The organism is Vibrio sp. Vb0304 (assembly GCF_033338995.1).
GTDB classification, from domain to species: Bacteria; Pseudomonadota; Gammaproteobacteria; order Enterobacterales; family Vibrionaceae; genus Vibrio; species Vibrio alginolyticus.
On sequence record NZ_JAWOTT010000031.1, the window covers coordinates 1 to 18,045 of the forward strand.

The window sequence follows — 18,045 nt, forward strand, 5'->3', positions numbered from 1 at the left end:
GCATCCAGCACATTGTTAGAGAATTTAGAGCTCAGCTCAGACATACGTTTGCTGATCTCGCCGTAACGGTGCTGCTCATCGGATGGCAAACCAATGCCTGATAACTCGAAATCACGCAGTGCATCAGTGATGGTTTTCTGCTGGGCACGAGTTAACGTTGCAAATTCTTCGCTCGCTTTGATGGTTTTGTACGCTTCGTACAACCCTTTATGCTGACCAACCCAAGTGCCGTACTCTGACAAAATTGGTAGGCAACTTTCGTAAGCTTCACGTAGCTCTTCGCTGTTCACTACCGAGTTCATGTGACCCACTGGCGACCAGATGCGGCTTAAGCGATCATCCGCTTCTTCAATTGGCGCAATCACACTGTCCCAAGTTGGGTGAGCGTTGTCTTGTAGAACTTCATCGATTTTTGCTCGGCAGTCAGCAATCGCTTGCTCAACGGCAGGCTTGATGTGTTCTGGTTTAATTTGAGAAAACGGAGGTAGGTCCGTAAACGTCAGAAGAGGATTAGACATGAATAATTCCTTTTGTGTTTTGACTCTGTGATTGCCTGTCTATTTTGTGTAGATAGGCCAACTCAATGTACAGACGAGCCAGCAACATGGATTGGGGGAGCTCCGTTCCCTTTCTCTATGCCGCGATGACCATCATATAGTCAACCAGCGCTACTCTGTCCTTGAGTCTTGTTATACCTAAATGAAATTTCACACCCTTTTGAGTGCGAGAAACTCACCTAGTTCAATTCGATTACCAATAGTAAGTGTGGGTGACTTAAAGAAATTTCAATAGCGTCCCCTTATCAGAGGAACAGATTTGATTGGAAGTTCTACATCTTTAAGTTACTTGAGTATAATACCGCCATAGAGTGAAAATCACAGACCACACTCAACCAAAGAGTGTTTCGAGAGTTTAATTTGTTAAGTTACCGCCACAGCTTCCACGCTGGCAACCATGCCGACGTGGTCAAACACATCGTTCAAAGCCTCATTCTTGATGCGCTGAAACAAAAAGATAAGCCATTCGTTTATCACGATACCCACTCGGGTGTGGGCCGTTACGATCTGACTCACGAATGGTCTGAAAAAACGGGCGAATACAAACAAGGCATCGCACGTATTTGGGATAACCCAAGCATTCCCGAAGACATCAAAAGCTACATCGATGCCATTAAAGTGCTCAACAATGGCGAGAAGCTGCGTTACTACCCAGGCTCACCACGTGTGGCGCGCGCGCAAATCCGCCCACAAGATCGCATGGTGCTGACCGAGTTGCACCCAGCCGATCACCCATTGTTAGAGCAAGAATTCCATCGTGATCGCCAAGTGAGCATCTTCAAAGAGGACGGATTCCAACGCCTCAAAGCAAGCTTACCGCCACAAGAACGTCGTGGTTTGGTGCTGATTGACCCACCATACGAACTCGCGAAAGAGTACCGCGATGTGGTGCGAGCGATTCATCAGAGCCATAAACGTTGGGCCACCGGTATCTACGCGATTTGGTACCCAGTGGTAAACCGTCACGACATCGAAGATATGATCGAAGGTTTGGAAGCACTCGGTATTCGTAAAATTCTGCAAATCGAGTTAGGTGTTGCACCGGATACCAACGAGCGCGGCATGACGGCATCCGGCATGATTGTGATTAACCCGCCATGGAAACTGGAAAGCCAGATGAAAGAGATTCTGCCATTCCTGCAAGACGCGATCGCACCAGCAACTGGCCACTGGAAAGTGGACTGGATTGTGCCAGAGTAAGCACTTCAGTACTGATATCTTCAAGCGCAACGACATTCTCGTTGCGCTTTTTTATGCTCTCACCTTCTTCCTCCAATCGTGCTTATTCTTCTTTTTGTGCCTCTCATCGCTATTTGTCATAAGTATTGTCGCTTTTTCCCATTTAGGAATTAGTCGAATTCGATTTATGATAGTGGGATAACGGTGGCATTGAGTTCGGACAAGGTCATCCCAATCTATCTATGTACCAGATAAAATTTATAAGCTCTTGGAGAAAGTAATGGCGACTCATTTTGACTATATCTGTATCGGTGGCGGCAGTGGCGGCATCGCATCTGCAAACCGTGCGGCGATGTACGGCGCGAAAGTTGCGCTAATCGAAGCTCAAGACCTTGGCGGTACCTGTGTAAACGTAGGTTGTGTACCGAAAAAAGTGATGTGGCACGGCGCACAAATCGCAGAAGCAATGAACCTGTACGCAGAAGATTACGGTTTTGATGTCGACGTGAAAGGTTTCGACTGGAGCAAACTGGTTGAGAGCCGTCAGGCGTACATTGGTCGTATTCACCAATCTTACGATCGCGTTCTTGGCAACAACAAAGTAAACGTGATTAAAGGCTTTGCTAAGTTTGTTGACGAGAAAACCGTAGAAGTAAACGGTGAACATTATACTGCGGATCACATCCTGATCGCGGTTGGTGGTCGTCCTACTATTCCAAACATTCCAGGCGCTGAATACGGCATCGATTCAAACGGCTTCTTCGACCTAGCAGAGCAACCAAAACGCGTTGCGGTTGTTGGCGCAGGCTACATCGCAGTTGAAATTGCTGGCGTACTGCACGCGCTAGGTACAGAAACGCACCTGTTCGTACGTAAAGAGTCACCACTACGTAGCTTCGATCCAATGATCATCGATACGTTGGTTGAAGTAATGGACGCAGAAGGTCCAAAACTGCACACCCACTCTGTACCAAAAGAAGTGGTAAAAGAAGCCGATGGCAGCCTAACTCTGCACCTAGAAAACGGTGAAAGCCAAAACGTTGACCAACTGATTTGGGCAATCGGTCGTCACCCAGCGACAGACGCAATCAACCTAGCGTCAACCGGTGTGGCAACGAACGAAAAAGGCTACATCAAGGTAGACGAATACCAAGAAACTAACGTGAAAGGCATCTACTGTGTGGGTGACATCATGGAAGGCGGTATCGAACTAACACCAGTAGCAGTGAAAGCGGGTCGTCAACTTTCTGAGCGTCTTTTCAACAACAAACCAAACGCGAAGATGGACTACGATTTGGTACCAACTGTGGTATTTAGCCACCCACCAATCGGCACTATCGGTCTAACGACGCAAGAAGCGGAAGAGAAGTACGGCAAAGACAATATCAAAGTCTACACGTCTGGCTTTACGGCGATGTACACCGCCGTTACTAAGCACCGTCAACCATGTAAGATGAAGCTTGTATGTGCGGGCGAAGAAGAAACGGTTGTTGGTCTGCACGGCATCGGTTTCACGGTAGATGAAATGATCCAAGGCTTCGGCGTAGCAATGAAGATGGGCGCAACCAAAGCAGACTTCGACTCTGTTGTGGCTATCCACCCAACGGGCTCTGAAGAGTTCGTAACGATGCGTTAATTACGCGCTAATCTCATTACTGATTTCAGTGAATCATTTGAAAAGGTCATCTTAGGATGACCTTTTTTGTTATCCCATGCTTAACTCGCATTCTCTAATAATGTGCGAATAAACTCGGCTTTAATAGCACTCTCCTGCTTACCATCATGAATCAGACACAAGTCTGCACGCAGTGACTCTTTCAGCTTGATAAAACGAATCCCATGCCAATGATGCTGAGAAAACGTCGACGGCACCAACGTCACGGTATTGCTGTTTGCCACATACGCCATCAAAGTGCTTGGCTCCACCACTTGTTTGCCAATATGGGGTGAAAAGCCTTCTTGCAGACAGGCATTGATGATGAAGTTTGCCGAGGCAGAATTCGCCAAACTCATAAACGCAAACTCACACGTCTTTAAATCTTGGAGCCGCAGCAAAGATTTGCTGGCTAACTCATGTTGCTCCGACACCGCCACCACAAACACATCTTTGCCCAAAGATACCGACTGATACGGATAAATGTTGAGTGCATCAGCAAAACGCACAATGCCCACATCGATTTTCTTCTCGCTAAGGTGCTTCTTTTGCGTCTCTGGGTTAAGGTCAAAAATGTCGGCGTGATAAGTGTCATGCTCAGCATGGAAGCGCTGTAACAGACGATCAAATCCGCCCCAAAATGCGCTACTTACCACACCAACTCGCAAAATGTTTCTCTGGTTCAAGCCCACTTGCTGCACTTGATTGAGCGAGACATCCAAGGTCTGAAAAATCAGTTGGCATTTGGACTCCAACAATCGTCCGGCCTCCGTCAGCATGACGTTTCTTGAATCACGCTCAAACAGTTTGACGTTAAGCACCTCTTCCAACTCTTTGATGCGATTGCTCAACGGCGAATTGGTGATATTGAGATTCTCAGCCGCCTTAGTGAAATGCTTGGTTTGTGCGACCTCGTAAAAGTAACGCAGCATCTTCAGCGTCACGCGCTCAAATGGTTCTGACTTCATGCATTGAGTCCTAGCAAATTTCATCATCCTCTTTTTAAGGATGATAGTAGAGAATAAAGCAAAGATAACCAGCGCAGAAAGTCACACAATGGAATCAACACACAACCAGAAGGTGACTAACATGAATCACGATCCAGTAATCGGCGCGCTACAAACCATTCGCGAACGCAAACCAAACTTCCAACCTAAAGCGGCGTTTATTTTAGGCTCTGGCTTAGGCGTATTGGCAGACGAGCTACAAGACAAAGTGGTCATTCCATACGAAGAGCTCGAAGGCTTTCCGGTTAGCACCGTGCAAGGCCACTCTGGTGAGTTGGTACTTGGCACCATGGGCGGCGTAGACGTAGTGTGCATGAAAGGTCGCGGTCACTACTACGAACACGGCTCAATGAAGGTCATGACCACGCCCGTACGCACCTTTAAAAAGCTGGGCTGTGAGTTTCTGCTCGTCACCAACGCGGCAGGCTCACTTCGCCCTGAACGCATCGACGTCGGTTCTCTGGTGGTATTTCATGACCACATCAATACCATGCCTGAATCGCCAATGATCGGTCCGAATGATGAAGAGTACGGCCCGAGGTTCTTCAGCCTCGCCAATGCGTACGACAAAGCCCTGCGCGCAGAAGCGTTTGAAGTCGGCAAAGCCAATGGCATTCACCTCAATGAAGGCGTGTTTGTCTCTTACACAGGCCCCAACTTTGAGACCGCAGCCGAAATCCGCATGATGCAAATCATCGGTGGTGATGTAGTGGGCATGTCGGTCGTGCCAGAAGTGATTTCTGCGGCGCATTGCGGCTTACCCGTATTGGCAGTGTGTGCGATCACCAACATGGCAGAAGGCTTGGGAGATGTAGAATTGTCTCACGCCCAAACATTGAAGTGCGCGAAGCTAGCCGAAGCAGATTTCATTCGCTTTATTAAGCGCTTTATGAAGCATCACTTCTAAAGCCGTTTCATTCCAAAAAGCAAAAGGGTCATCAAGTAACTTGATGACCCTTTTTCGTATCACGTTTTCTAACGTTCGGGGGTATTTCGGAGCCGTTTGTGCGTTTTACTTAACTGCGCGCACCAATTCAGCAATGCCTTCCCAATCGCCGTTGTCCATCATTGCGGTTGGCACCATCCAAGTACCGCCACAAGCCACAACCGATTTCAGCGCTAGGTAATCTTCCACGTTGGATGGGCTTACGCCACCTGTCGGCATGAATTCCACAGGGTAAACCGCCGTCAGTGCTTTCAGCATGTTTACGCCGCCTGATGGCTCAGCAGGGAAGAACTTCAACGTACGCAGACCCATTTCCATCGCTTGCTCAACCAAGCTTGGGTTGTTTACACCCGGTACGATAGTCACACCACGTTGCTGACAGTATTTCACTGTGGTTGGGTTGAAGCCTGGGCTAACGATAAAGTCCACGCCCGCTTCGATTGCGATATCCACTTGTTCTGTGGTCAGAACGGTGCCCGCGCCAATCAACAGTTCTGGGTACGCTTCACGCATGATGCGAATCGACTCCGCCGCCGCTTCGGTGCGGAATGTCACTTCCGCACATGGTAAACCGTTTTCTACCAACACTTTTGCCAGTGGCAGAGCGTGTGCTACGTCGTTGATTGCGATAACTGGGACGATTTTGATTTCTCTTAATCGTTGTTCAAGTGTTGTCATGGGGAACCTCTAAAGAATAAAGCTTAATGTTGCGACGATAATAAACGCGATACCGCCAAGTAACGTTTCCATTACCGTCCAAGTTTTTAATGTGGTTTTCTCATCCATCTCAAGCAGACGAGATACCAACCAGAAACCAGAGTCATTGAAGTGAGACAGTACCGTTGCACCACCCGCAATCGCGATTACGATAAAGCAAAGGTCGAGTTCACTCAAACCTGTTGATGCTGCCACTACTGGCGCGATAAGAGCCGCCGTAGTGGTTAGCGCTACGGTTGCCGAGCCTTGAGCAACACGCAGACAAGTTGAAATCACAAACGCCGCCACAATCACAGGCATACCTGTGTCTGTAAGAACGTCAGCCAGTGCATCACCAATACCGCTTGAGCGCAGTACGCCGCCAAACATGCCACCTGCACCCGTTACTAGGATAACACCACAGATAGGAGCCAATGACTCACCACATAATTTTTCTAGTTTTGCCATGCCGTAGTCTTTGGCAAACACAGCCAGACAGACAATCAAAGTGATCAGCAACGCAACTGGGGTTTTACCTAGCATACGTAGGAACTCAACCAGTGCCGTTTTACCATCAATCACACCCGCAACCGCCAGTGTGTTCAATACCGTATCCAAACAGATTAGCAGGACTGGCAGCACAAGGATGGTCATAACCGTGCCAAATTTTGGTGCGTTGCGCTCATCCACCATCGCTTCGCCATTAAAGAAGGCTTTAGATAGTGGGATATCGAATTTTTTGCCCGCGTACAAACCAAATAGGTAAGCGCCAAGGTACCAAGTTGGAATAGCTACCAGAATACCCACCACCAATAACAGACCGATGTTTGCGCCAAGGAATTCGGCCGCTGCAACCGGACCTGGATGTGGTGGAACAAACGCGTGCATAACCGCAAAAGCACCAGCTGCAGGCAACGCGTATTTAATTGGTGAGCCACCAAAACGAGCCGCCACACTGAGGATGATTGGCATCATCACTACAAGGCCAGCATCGAAGAAGATTGGGAAGCCAAACAGTAATGAAGCGACGCCCAAAGCAAATGGTGCGCGCTCTTTACCAAAGCGACCAATCAAAGTGTCTGCCAGCACTTTCGCACCGCCAGTCACTTCAAGAATTTTACCGATCATCGCACCAAGACCAACCAGCAATGCTACGGAAGCCAGTGTGCCGCCGAAGCCGCCCATCATGGTCGATACGACTTTCTCAGAAGGAACGCCAGTGGCGAGTGCTGTGCCTAAACTCACCATAGTAAGGGAAGCAAAAGCATGGACTTTCAGTTTAATGATCAGAACGAGTAACGCTGCAATGGCAAGGCCTGCAATCGTCAGTAGGAACGTAGGATCTGGGGCTTGGGTTAATTGCTCCATAGGTTCACCTTTAAGAATTATTGTTTGTGTTATGGTTCACATTTATTTCAGTTACCGGTAACATGTTACCGATAACATGAATAAGATAAACCCATATTTTAAAGTGAATTCAAAAATTGAGATCACGCGCAAATTTGGTTATGAGGATAAGTTATGGCTGGTAGTAGTGTCATCGTTATGGGCGTTTGTGCTAGTGGTAAAAGCACAATTGGTGAGCATCTAGCGAAAAAGCTAGGGCGTAAATTCATTGATGGTGATGATCTTCATCCACGAGCGAACATTCAGAAAATGGCATCGGGCCAGCCTCTGAACGATGATGATCGCAAGCCATGGCTAGAACGCATTCGTGATGCGGCGTACAGCCTAGAAAGCAAAAACGAACACGGCATTATTGTCTGTTCAGCACTGAAAAAGATTTACCGCGATCAGATCCGCGAAGGCAACGACAACGTGACCTTCCTGTTCCTTGATGGCGATAGGGAGTTGATCCTTAATCGCATGCGTATGCGCAAAGGCCACTTCATGAAAGAAAACATGGTGAAGAGCCAATTCGAGACACTAGAGCGCCCAGACAACGAGCCTCAAACTCTGATCGTCAGTATCGACGGAGACATCAGCGACGTGGTGGAACGCTCTGCTACTGAGCTAATCAAAATGCAAGCGATCGAGGTGGCGTAATGACTCACTCTGTTGTTATTGAGGTCACACAACGCTTGACCGAGCGCAGCCGCGAAGCGCGCGCTGCCTTTCTTGCTCGCACCGAAGTGCAAGCCGAAGCTGGCAAAGGCCGTGTTGGTTTATCTTGTGGTAACTTAGCCCATGCAGTCGCCGCTTCTTGCTCTTCTGAAAAGAAAAATATTCTCGATTTTACTCATGCCAATCTCGCGCTGATCAGCGCCTACAACGACATGTTGAGCGCCCACCAGCCGTACCAAGACTATCCAGCGCAAATCAAACAAGTACTGGCGGACTACGGCCATACAGCGCAAGTCGCAGGTTGTGTGCCAGCGATGTGCGATGGGGTGACTCAAGGTCAAGCAGGCATGGATATGTCGCTGTTTTCGCGTGACTTAATTGCGCAATCAACGGCGTTGTCTTTGAGCCACAATGTCTTTGATGCCACATTACTGCTTGGCATCTGTGACAAAATCGCCCCGGGGCAACTGATGGGCGCGCTGTCTTACGCGCACCTACCGACTGCGTTTGTACCAGCGGGTCTGATGGCAACAGGCATCAGCAACGAAGAGAAAGTCGACGTGCGCCAAAAATACGCAGCGGGTGAAGTCGGCAAAGACGCTCTGCTGGATATGGAGTGTCGCGCTTACCACTCTGCGGGGACGTGTACGTTTTACGGCACAGCCAACACCAACCAGTTGGTGTTCGAAGCCATGGGCTTGATGCTGCCAGGTTCGGCATTCATCCATCCCCATACCCAACTGCGTAAAGCGTTAACCGATCACGCGGCTCTGAAAATCGCCTCAATGACGGCGGGTTCTGCACACTTCCGTCCGTTGGCAGAAGTGGTCACAGAAAAGAGCTTGGTCAACGGCATCATCGCTCTACTCGCATCTGGCGGCAGTACCAATCACACCATTCATATGATCGCCGTGGCGCGTGCTGCTGGCATCTTGCTCACGTGGCAAGACATCAGCGATCTGTCGGATGTGGTTCCTTTGTTAGCTCGCGTTTACCCGAACGGCCCAGCCGATATGAACGCGTTCCAAGACGCGGGGGGCGTGCCCGCGTTATTGCACCGCTTGAACCAATCCGAGCTTTTGCATCGCGATGTGAAACCCGTGTTTGGTGAATTTGAAGACCAAATGACGCTGCCGAGCCTTGTCGATGGCCAACTGACTTGGACACCGTGCCAAGGCAGCCAAGACGGTGACGTGATCGCCAAACCAGACGCCACTTTCCAAAACACCGGCGGCACTCGCGTACTTCACGGTAACTTGGGCAAAGCCGTGGTGAAAGTGTCTGCGGTGAAAGAAGAGCAACGCGTGATTGTGGCACCTGCGATCGTATTCCAATGCCAACACGAAGTGGAGGCCGCGTACAAACGTGGCGAGCTGAACAAAGACTGCATCGTTGTGGTCACACACAACGGCCCAGCGGCAAATGGCATGCCTGAACTGCACAAGCTGATGCCAATTTTAGGGAACGTGCAAAAAGCGGGCTTTAAAGTCGCGCTAGTGACGGACGGTCGTTTATCTGGTGCATCCGGTAAAATTCCGTCTGCGATTCACGTTTCTCCAGAAGCCATTCGTGGTGGCGCGATTGGTTTGGTGCGCAACGGTGATTTGATTCGCCTTGATTGCCAAACGGGCGAACTGAACAACTTAAGCGACACCACTGGTCGCGAGTTGATTCATTTCGATACCGAATCGACCCAACAAACTTGGGGACGAGGCTTGTTTAGCGTGATCCGCCAAAACGTATCGAGTGCAGAAGAAGGCGCAAGCTTTATTGTTTAAGGCGAGAAGAAAGACCTCGTCATTCCGACGAGCCTAGGCGAGATCAGGAATCTACTATCAACGTGTTGTGAAGCTAGAGAAAACTCCTCTGCCACTGCACTTTTTGTTGGTAGATTCTGAATCACGCTCGTCCCTCGCTGTTCAGAATGACGAGCTTTGGGATTAGCCTCAGTTCTTTCTAAAAAACGAATGAATCCGTCATTCCGACGAGCCTAAGCGAGATCAGGAATCTAATAGCAAAATGCGTGAAGCCAGAGAAAACTCCTCTGCCACAGCACTTTTTGTTGGTAGATTCTGAATCACACTCGTCCCTCGCTGTTCAGAATGACGAGTTTTTGAGATTGGCCACCGCTCTTTCTAAAAACGAATGAATCCGTAATTCCGACGAGTCTAAGCGAGATCAGGAATCTAATATCAATGAGCTGTGAAGCCAGAGAAAATCCCCTCTGCCACTGCACTTTTTGTTGGTAGATTCTGAATCACACTCGTTCCTCGCTATTCAGAATGGCAAGCTTTGGAGTTGGCCTCGGTTCTTTCTAGAAACGAATGAATCCGTCATTCCGACGAGCCTAAGCAAAATCAGGAATTTAATATCAGCGTGCAGTGAAGTCAGAGAAAACTCCTCTGCCACTGCACTTTTTGTTGGTAGATTCTGAATCACACTCGTTCCTCGCTATTCAGAATGGCAAGCTTTAGGATTGGTCACTGCTCTTTCTAAAAAAATGAATCCGTCATTCCGACGAGCCTAGGCGAGATCAGGAATCTACTATCAACGTGTTGTGAAGCTAGAGAAAACTCCTCTGCCACTGCACTTTTTGTTGGTAGATTCTGAATCACGCTCGTCCCTCGCTGTTCAGAATGACGAGCTTTGGGATTAGCCTCAGTTCTTTCTAAAAAACGAATGAATCCGTCATTCCGACGAGCCTAGGCGAGATCAGGAATCCACTATCAACGTGCTGTGAAGCCAGAAAAAACACTTCTGCCACAGCACTGTTTGTTGGTAGATTCTGAATCACGCTCATCCCTCGCTTTTCAAAATGGCAAGCTTTGGGATTGGCCTCAGTTCTTTCTAAAAAACGAATGAATCCGTCATTCCGACGAGCCTCAGCAGGATCAGGAATCTAATATCGACATGCTATGAAGTCAGAGAAAACACCTCTGCCACAGCACTTTTTGTTGGTAGATTCTGAATCACACTCGTCCCTCGCTGTTCAGAATGACGAGCTTTGAGATTGGCCACCGCTCTTTCTAAAAACGAATGAATCCGTCATTCCGACGAGCCTAGGCGAGATCAGGAATCTAATATCAACGTGCTGTGAAGCCAGAGAAAATCCCCTCTGCTACAGCACTTTTTGTTGGTAGATTCTGAATCTTGCTCGTCCTTCGCTGTTCAGAATGACAAGCTTTAGGATTGGTCACTGCTCTTTCTAAAAAAATGAATCCGTCGTTCCGACGAGCCTAGGCGAGATCAGGAATTTAATATCAACGTGCTGTGAAGCCAGAGAAACCCCCTCTACCACAGCACTTTTTGTTGGTAGATTCTGAATCACGAGCTTTAGGATTGGTCACTGCTCTTTCTAAAAAAATGAATCCGTCATTCCGACGAGCCTAGGCGAGATCAGGAATCTACTATCAACGTGTTGTGAAGCTAGAGAAAACTCCTCTGCCACAGCACTTTTTGTTGGTAGATTCTGAATCACACTCGTCCCTCGCTATTCAGAATGACGAGCTTTGAGATTGGCCACCGCTCTTTCTAAAAACGAATGAATCCGTCATTCCGACGAGCCTAGGCGAGATCAGGAATCTAATATCAACGTGCTGTGAAGCCAGAGAAAATCCCCTCTGCTACAGCACTTTTTGTTGGTAGATTCTGAATCACGCTCGTCTCTTGCTGTTCAAAATGACGAACTTTAGGATTGGCCTCTGTTCTTTTTAAAAATGAATGAGTCCGTCATTCCGACGAGCCTAGGCGAGATCAGGAATCTAATATCAAGGTGCTGTGAAGCCAGAGAAAACCCCTCTTCCACAGCACTTTTTGTTGGTAGATTCTGAATCACGCTCGTCTCTTGCTGCTCAGAATGACGATATCTAGCATTCAGTAAATTACATCAAGCGGTCTTCATCACTACGACGGCAGCAATCACCACAAAGATACCAAACCAGCCGATTGGTTTGAGTTTCTGCTTAAACAGCAAGGCTCCACCCACTGCGGTACCCAAGATACCGATCGCACCCCAAGAGGCATAAGCAATGGCTAAGTCGATCTCTTTCACCGCTTGTGCCAACAGCGTGAATGCTGTCAGTACCAACACAATCGCCGCAATGCCCCAGCTTTTATATTTAAAGCCTTTTGAGCGTGTCAGCGCCATATTGGCCATGATATCGACCAAGGCAGCCATCACGACAAATCCAAATGACATCGTAAAAAATTGACTCATGATTCGCACCTTGTACTAGTAGAAAATGAACGTTCTTTTGCCGGTTTATCGGCATTTTTCTTGGCGTTAGGTTGACCATGTGATTCCCCTAAGGTCACACACACAATGCCAACAACGGCTAACATCAAACCAAACAATTCTTGATGGTTTAAGTTGGCATCAAAGGCGATGATCGACACCACGGTGATCAACGAGATACCTAACCCTTCCCAAACAGCGTATGCCACACCTATCGATATTTTCTTCGCGGCAAACGCGAGAAAGTAGTAAGAGATTGCGATCAGCACATACATTACGATGTAGCCCCACCACCCGTGCCCTTGTCCGATAAGAGACATAGTGCTGGTGCCAGCCACTTCGGCAACGATGGCGAGCAATAAAAATAGACGTGCAACTAGCATGATTAATCCTCCATCAGAAATTAAAAAAATGCATAACGGAGAATGGTGAATGCCGCGTACCTGTATCGACATTCAAAAAGTTAAAAAGATAAAAATGAGCCACTTCTCCTGACTATTTGAGATAAGGTTAGCGGTGGGTAGGAAAAAGAGACAGGTAATTGAGATATTCATTTTTGAATATCTTAAGAAGTAAGTTGTCTATGTAATCACACAATATTGATAAGGTTAAAGCATCTACTCTCATTCAGCCGATGCCATAAAGTGACATCACTGCGTAAAAATCAGAGGCGTGTTGAGGGTTTGTCGCACCACTTTATGTAGGTGTCTGTGCAAAGGATGGTTGCGGTTGGTTTGAAGGAAACCGCCAGAGACAACAAACTGGCTAAACTCACGATTAACGGGTGGCATTGCGTAAGAGGCGAGTTCTGGCATCAACAATGCCGAGCTTTGACTGGCATACATAATCGCGTCGGTTTCTTGCAACATTTGGCAAGCCAAACGCAAATTATAGGACTTCAGTAACACTACTGGCTCATAACCCATGCGTCGATACTCGGACTCCACGGTACAAAGCGGTTTATATGACGCTGGCGCAGGCAAAGAGACGAGTGGTAGTTTGGACACCGTGTCCCAATCATTGCTGACTTTCGACAACGTTGGGTGGTTTTTGCGCGCCAAAATCACTCGTTTTTCAACGAATAACGGGCGCATGTAAATGTCTTTCGACAGCTCGGTCTCTTGGTCAAGAATGCAGTAATCGTGCTCGCCTTCTAACATTTCATCGTGCGAGTAAGTATTCCAGCTGGAAAAGGCAAAGTGCGCTTTGGGAAAGGCTCGATGACAGCCAGTGAGCAGTCGCTGCCCTTGTTCATCCATCAAATAAGGATCAGTTACAATCGCAATCTGCCCTTGGTATTGCAGTGGGTCGAACACTTCAAATTCTTGCACCACTTTTTCCAGTGGCGCAACCATATTGTCGAACTCGGCGGCGAGACGAATCGCCATGGGTGATGGCTCTACCCCATGTGCTTTACGCACAAAAAGCGGGTCATCAAACACTTGCTTCAACTTCATCACGCCGCGGCTGACGCTCGGTTGAGAAATGCCAAGCTGCATTGCGGCCAGCTTGATGCTGCGGTTTTCCACCACGGCTTTTAATAAACGCATTAAGTTGAGATCCAATGCATCCAGCTGATGTGCCATACCCTAACCTACCAATACCATTGATGAGCGAATACAAAGAGCAGTTAACAATTAGTTAAACACTCTCTCCCGACGTGATCTGATACCCCATATCGAAGACTTTTTCTTCTTGCGTTTCGCCTTTCAGGCGTGCAATTAATAGCTCTGCGCTCTTTACACCAATTTGGAAACGCGGCGTATCAACGCTGGTCAGTTTCGGGCTGATGGTTTGACCGATATCCAGCGCGTTATAGCCCGCCACTGCCAATTGCTGTGGAACTTGAATGCCACGTTGCTGCGCACTCAGCATGGTGCCAATTGCGATGTCATCGTTGGTACAGAACACCCCATCGAGCGTTGGGTGCGTTTCCAGTGCACGTTCGAGCAAATCATGCGCTAAAGAAAAACTCGAATGATCACCAGTTAATACATGTTTGGGTTCTAGCCCTGCTTCTGTCATCGCGCGATCATAACCTTGCATCCGCAATTTGGTTCGCGTATCCAGACGCGCGCCAAAATAGACGATTGTACGCTTCCCCGTATCTAGCATCTGCTTAACCACGGTGTACGACGCATCTTCATGATCGAGTCCAACCGCCATATCAATCGGCTCCGATGGCAGTTCCATGGTTTCGACCACCGGAATGCCCGCATTTTTGATCATCTGTAATGTACGCGGCGTGTGATGGCTTTCAGTTAGAATAAGCCCATCGACTTGATAAGAGAGTAATGACGCGATCTTGCGCTCTTCTTCAAGCTCATCGTAGCTAAAATGCGCTAAAAGCGTCTCATAGCCATTGGCTTTGGTCACCATCTCTATGCCCTGAACAAAGGAAGCAAAAATTTGGTTGGACAAAGACGGCAGTAAAATACCAATGGCTTTACTGGAGGACTTTGACAACATCGCCGGTGCACGGTTTTCGATGTAACCCATCTCTTCAATCGCAGTCGCAATCTTGGCCCGAGTCTTTTCTGCCACCGATTCAGGGTTACGCATATAGCGTGAAACGGTCATCTTCGTGACGCCAACCTGGTCTGCGACATCCTGCAATGTCGTACGAGTTTTCTTATTCTGTTGAGCCATAAATATGTGATTTATCAGTAATGTTACAAGTAACATTATGACGAATAGACTCTCTGCCGACAAGCTCAGTGAAAATAATTCGCAAAATCATGACGTTATTACTCCACTAGCCATCAAATTGCGTTTCATGGATTGTGAATCAAAACCGAATAAATAAATGACATTTATATCAAAGTTCTTATAAAATGCCGTACCTAAAAGAATAAGACATTAGTCACAGTGCAGTTAGGCTCTAGCGAAACCCAGATTTACTACCACCTGCTTGATCTGGACGACTCCCAAAAGCAGCAATACCTCCAAGCATTGCAACGAAGTCAACCTGAGCTGTATCGACAACTCGTTCCTCTTTTAGCCAACGAGACACCGGAAGAACAACTAACGCAGTTACTTTATTTTGGTGCTCATCAGGCTACGAACCAAGACGTCGATCTAAGCGGAGAAATCATCAGTAAGTACCGCCTAACTCATGAGTTGGGGCGTGGTGGCATGGGTGTCGTATACGCCGCTCTACGTGCAGATGAAACGTTCGAGCAAGATCTGGCTATCAAGTTTATTCAAAGCAATTTGAGCAATGTGTTAGGGCAACGCGCACTCTTCGATGAAGCTCAACTTCTCGCGCGTCTAAACCATCCTTACATCGCGAAAGTGTTTGACGGCGGTCTCCATCAAGATTCGGTTTACATCGTGATGGAGCGGGTGTTTGGTCAAACTTTGGATGAGTATCTATCTGAAAATAAGCTAGAAAAAACGGAGAAGCTGCTGTTGTTTAAGCAGATCTGCCAGGCGATGGAGCACGCCCACCAGCACCAGGTTTTGCATGCCGATCTAAAACCAGAAAATATACTGATTGATCGTAGCAAGCGTCCCAAGCTGCTTGACTTCAACTTGACTCAAAAAGCGCACTCCAACCGAGAAGATTCACCCTCAGCGCTGATTGCGTTTAGCCAAAATTTTGCCAGCCCAGAGCAGCAAGCAGGACAGGTTCTAACAGAGCAAAGCGACGTGTACTCCTTAGGCAAAATTCTCGCTTTGATGTTTCCATCACCAACAATTTGGTCTGATGTTTACTGGGTGATAAGACGCGCAACGCGTCCTGCCACTCAAATGCGATATATCAATGTTCGAGCATTGCGCATTGATATCGAACGAATTATCGAACGCCGTCCAATCGAGCAGAAAAAAAACTGGCCATTGTATAGCGCCTTTCGCTTGGTACAACGACGTCCCCTTGCTTCGGTATTGTCAGGCATCATTGTGCTCTCTGGTGTGTTATTTGGCAGCGCCATGATGCAAAAGAATATCCAGCTGCAACAAGAGAAGAAGATTGCAGAAGATATGATGTACGAAATGACTCGCCTCATCTTCCACGCGAAGGGGCAAAATGTCGAACATCTCTCAGTGAACTCCATGATGGAGTTAACACGAAGGCGGATACTCTCTAACCCAGATATCCCCAAACATATAAAACAAAAAATGTTGTTGGCGATGATGACACCGGTGCCAGAGAAGCACCTAACTACACCAATGAGTTGTCAGCCAAATTGTGCGTCTAAGGACAGCACCAACCAATAAGGCTTAAAACAAGATGTATACACATTCAGTGGTATTTTGGCTGTCTGCATTGACGGCTACGTCCACGTTGGCAGCAGACGTTTCAGCTGCCACTTCACACCCACCAGCTTCAACCTTGAAGCAAGGCTACTTTATCGACGCCCCAGTGACTGGCCTGTATTACAAAACCAGTTCCAATATCACTGGCGTCACTCAGCAAGGAGCATTTCATTACCAACCCGGTGATGTAATTAGCTTCTTCCTTGGTAACGATGATAAAGGTTATCTGCTGACGACCTTATCAAGCCAAGAAGTGCTGACGCCGACGATGGCGACAACCAAACCTAGCCGCAGCATCAATATGACGCGTCTGCTGCTTTCTCTCGACAGCACGCCTGAGAATCGTGAGGAAATTGTCCTAGCAAACCGTGTGCTGTCTGATCCTCACTTTCAAAGCCAGCTCAAAGGCCTTGATCTCAATTACCTAGATGACGCTAAACGCTACCTCAATCTCGATTGGGTATCTGTCAATGAGGCGATTGAGCACCTAAACGAAAGCCAGCAGTACATTGAAAAAAATTTTTCCTCTGATGAGATCATTTTTGAACCTCGCGACATGACGTTCAAAAACATCGTCATCAAAAAGAAGGATTGGCAAGGCCGCGCTTGTTCTTACGATCTACGCTATCAGCATCACCCCAAATATCGTCCTCCTATTGGTGAAACTCGATTCACCATCACCAAAGACTCATTGATTGAACACCCAAGCATTGGCGATCATTTTCAAGGCTGCTTCCTCTCGATGAAACGCCCTATCACGGAAGATGTCGTCGAACCGATAAGCAAGTTTGCGGATTGGTTTAATATCGTTGGTTGTTCAATCACAGGGTGCACCCGCAACGACTTGAATGGCTTCTCTCTCGAAGACTTCGATGATGAAGGCGACTGGAAGTACCGCTCCGTTGCCCTCAATTTTGATCCGAGCACCGAGTTATTGATGGAAAAAGTACAAGGTCTCGGGCGTAAAAAAAACATCCAACACAATAACCGCACAGAAATGCTCTGGTTTACGTATCCAAATACTAGCGAACACGATATTGACTACCTCGGTGTGTGGCAGCAAACCGAATACCACCAACAGTCCATGACACAATCGTGCCTATTGATGCGCCATCAACAAGTCATGCGACTGCCGCAAAATACGGACACCTGCCCAACCGATACAAGCCTGTACACCCAAGATGTTACCCGCGAATTTGCCGACATGTGGTGGGTCAACAATAGCGCCCCCAAAGCCGAACTCGCGCAAATGAACGTCATGGTACGTTGGTCAACAACCCCATCCGAAATCAATTACACCACCTGGGAATACTTGCCTGCTGGTGCAACTTGGGAGCAAGGCATTTTATATCGCTATCAACAAGATGTTCTCCGCAACCAAGACGGTTCCGATCGCATTGAAACCCACACCATTTCTGAATTTGTCAAAGTGAGCGAGGATGTATAAC

At 47.8% G+C, this 18,045-nt stretch carries 15 protein-coding genes and 1 pseudogene; 7 read left to right on the forward strand and 9 right to left on the reverse strand.

Annotation, left to right across the window (positions count from 1 at the left end):
- Window positions 1–518, reverse strand: a pseudogene (locus R7P35_RS21760) (oligopeptidase A); the annotation flags it as partial.
- Window positions 519–917: 399 nt separating this feature from the next.
- On the opposite strand from R7P35_RS21760, the gene R7P35_RS21765 reads away from it, so the two are divergent.
- Entirely contained in the window at window positions 918–1,757 is an 840-nt protein-coding gene (locus tag R7P35_RS21765) for a 23S rRNA (adenine(2030)-N(6))-methyltransferase RlmJ (RefSeq protein ID WP_005379158.1), read from the forward strand.
- Between the two features lie 259 nt (window positions 1,758–2,016).
- Window positions 2,017–3,372, forward strand: coding sequence for a glutathione-disulfide reductase (gorA, locus tag R7P35_RS21770; RefSeq protein WP_005379157.1), 1,356 nt, complete (start codon window positions 2,017–2,019; stop codon window positions 3,370–3,372).
- 80 nt (window positions 3,373–3,452) lie between these two features.
- On the opposite strand, the gene R7P35_RS21775 is transcribed toward gorA, so the two are convergent.
- Window positions 3,453–4,358 carry a LysR family transcriptional regulator gene (locus tag R7P35_RS21775; protein WP_005379156.1) on the reverse strand — a complete coding sequence of 302 codons (906 nt, stop codon included), beginning with the start codon at window positions 4,356–4,358 and terminating at the stop codon, window positions 3,453–3,455.
- Between the two features lie 121 nt (window positions 4,359–4,479).
- Between R7P35_RS21775 and xapA the strand changes: the two genes are divergently transcribed.
- Window positions 4,480–5,304 carry a xanthosine phosphorylase gene (gene xapA / locus R7P35_RS21780; protein ID WP_054579537.1) on the forward strand — a complete coding sequence of 275 codons (825 nt, stop codon included), beginning with the start codon at window positions 4,480–4,482 and terminating at the stop codon, window positions 5,302–5,304.
- Window positions 5,305–5,409: 105 nt separating this feature from the next.
- On the opposite strand, the gene R7P35_RS21785 is transcribed toward xapA, so the two are convergent.
- Window positions 5,410–6,021 carry a bifunctional 4-hydroxy-2-oxoglutarate aldolase/2-dehydro-3-deoxy-phosphogluconate aldolase gene (locus tag R7P35_RS21785; RefSeq protein ID WP_005394384.1) on the reverse strand — a complete coding sequence of 204 codons (612 nt, stop codon included), beginning with the start codon at window positions 6,019–6,021 and terminating at the stop codon, window positions 5,410–5,412.
- Window positions 6,022–6,030: 9 nt separating this feature from the next.
- Window positions 6,031–7,407, reverse strand: a complete 1,377-nt coding sequence (locus R7P35_RS21790; protein ID WP_318092577.1) for a GntP family permease — start codon at window positions 7,405–7,407, stop codon at window positions 6,031–6,033.
- A 153-nt stretch (window positions 7,408–7,560) separates the two neighbouring features.
- Here R7P35_RS21790 and R7P35_RS21795 point away from each other — a divergent pair, with 153 nt between their 5' ends.
- The gene (locus R7P35_RS21795; protein WP_033905875.1) at window positions 7,561–8,085 is read left to right on the forward strand and encodes a gluconokinase; all 525 of its coding nucleotides are present in this window, start codon (window positions 7,561–7,563) and stop codon (window positions 8,083–8,085) included.
- On the forward strand, window positions 8,085–9,881 hold the full coding sequence (gene edd / locus R7P35_RS21800) for a phosphogluconate dehydratase (RefSeq protein ID WP_033905870.1): 1,797 nt from the start codon (window positions 8,085–8,087) through the stop codon (window positions 9,879–9,881). The genes R7P35_RS21795 and edd overlap by 1 nt, the downstream gene beginning before the upstream one ends.
- Window positions 9,882–10,380: 499 nt before the next feature.
- On the opposite strand, the gene R7P35_RS21805 is transcribed toward edd, so the two are convergent.
- The 5 genes from R7P35_RS21805 to R7P35_RS21825 all read right to left on the reverse strand — a co-directional run bounded on the left by R7P35_RS21805 (window position 10,381) and on the right by R7P35_RS21825 (window position 14,986).
- Window positions 10,381–10,542: a hypothetical protein gene (locus tag R7P35_RS21805; protein ID WP_155396189.1), complete on the reverse strand. Its 162-nt coding sequence runs from the start codon at window positions 10,540–10,542 to the stop codon at window positions 10,381–10,383.
- Between the two features lie 1,447 nt (window positions 10,543–11,989).
- Window positions 11,990–12,319, reverse strand: coding sequence for an SMR family transporter (locus tag R7P35_RS21810; protein ID WP_085570076.1), 330 nt, complete (start codon window positions 12,317–12,319; stop codon window positions 11,990–11,992).
- Window positions 12,316–12,720 (reverse strand): SMR family transporter, encoded by a 405-nt coding sequence (locus R7P35_RS21815; protein WP_005379135.1) that lies wholly within the window; start codon window positions 12,718–12,720, stop codon window positions 12,316–12,318. The genes R7P35_RS21810 and R7P35_RS21815 overlap by 4 nt, the downstream gene beginning before the upstream one ends.
- 267 nt (window positions 12,721–12,987) lie before the next feature.
- The gene (locus R7P35_RS21820) at window positions 12,988–13,923 is read right to left on the reverse strand and encodes a LysR family transcriptional regulator (RefSeq protein ID WP_258458323.1); all 936 of its coding nucleotides are present in this window, start codon (window positions 13,921–13,923) and stop codon (window positions 12,988–12,990) included.
- 55 nt (window positions 13,924–13,978) lie between these two features.
- On the reverse strand, window positions 13,979–14,986 hold the full coding sequence (locus R7P35_RS21825) for a substrate-binding domain-containing protein (RefSeq protein WP_017636149.1): 1,008 nt from the start codon (window positions 14,984–14,986) through the stop codon (window positions 13,979–13,981).
- A 219-nt stretch (window positions 14,987–15,205) separates the two neighbouring features.
- On the opposite strand from R7P35_RS21825, the gene R7P35_RS21830 reads away from it, so the two are divergent.
- Window positions 15,206–16,558: a serine/threonine-protein kinase gene (locus R7P35_RS21830; RefSeq protein WP_053349772.1), complete on the forward strand. Its 1,353-nt coding sequence runs from the start codon at window positions 15,206–15,208 to the stop codon at window positions 16,556–16,558.
- Window positions 16,559–16,571: 13 nt separating this feature from the next.
- Window positions 16,572–18,044 (forward strand): chromosome partitioning protein ParA, encoded by a 1,473-nt coding sequence (locus tag R7P35_RS21835; RefSeq protein ID WP_213904769.1) that lies wholly within the window; start codon window positions 16,572–16,574, stop codon window positions 18,042–18,044.
- The last annotated feature ends 1 nt before the right edge of the window (window position 18,045 follow it).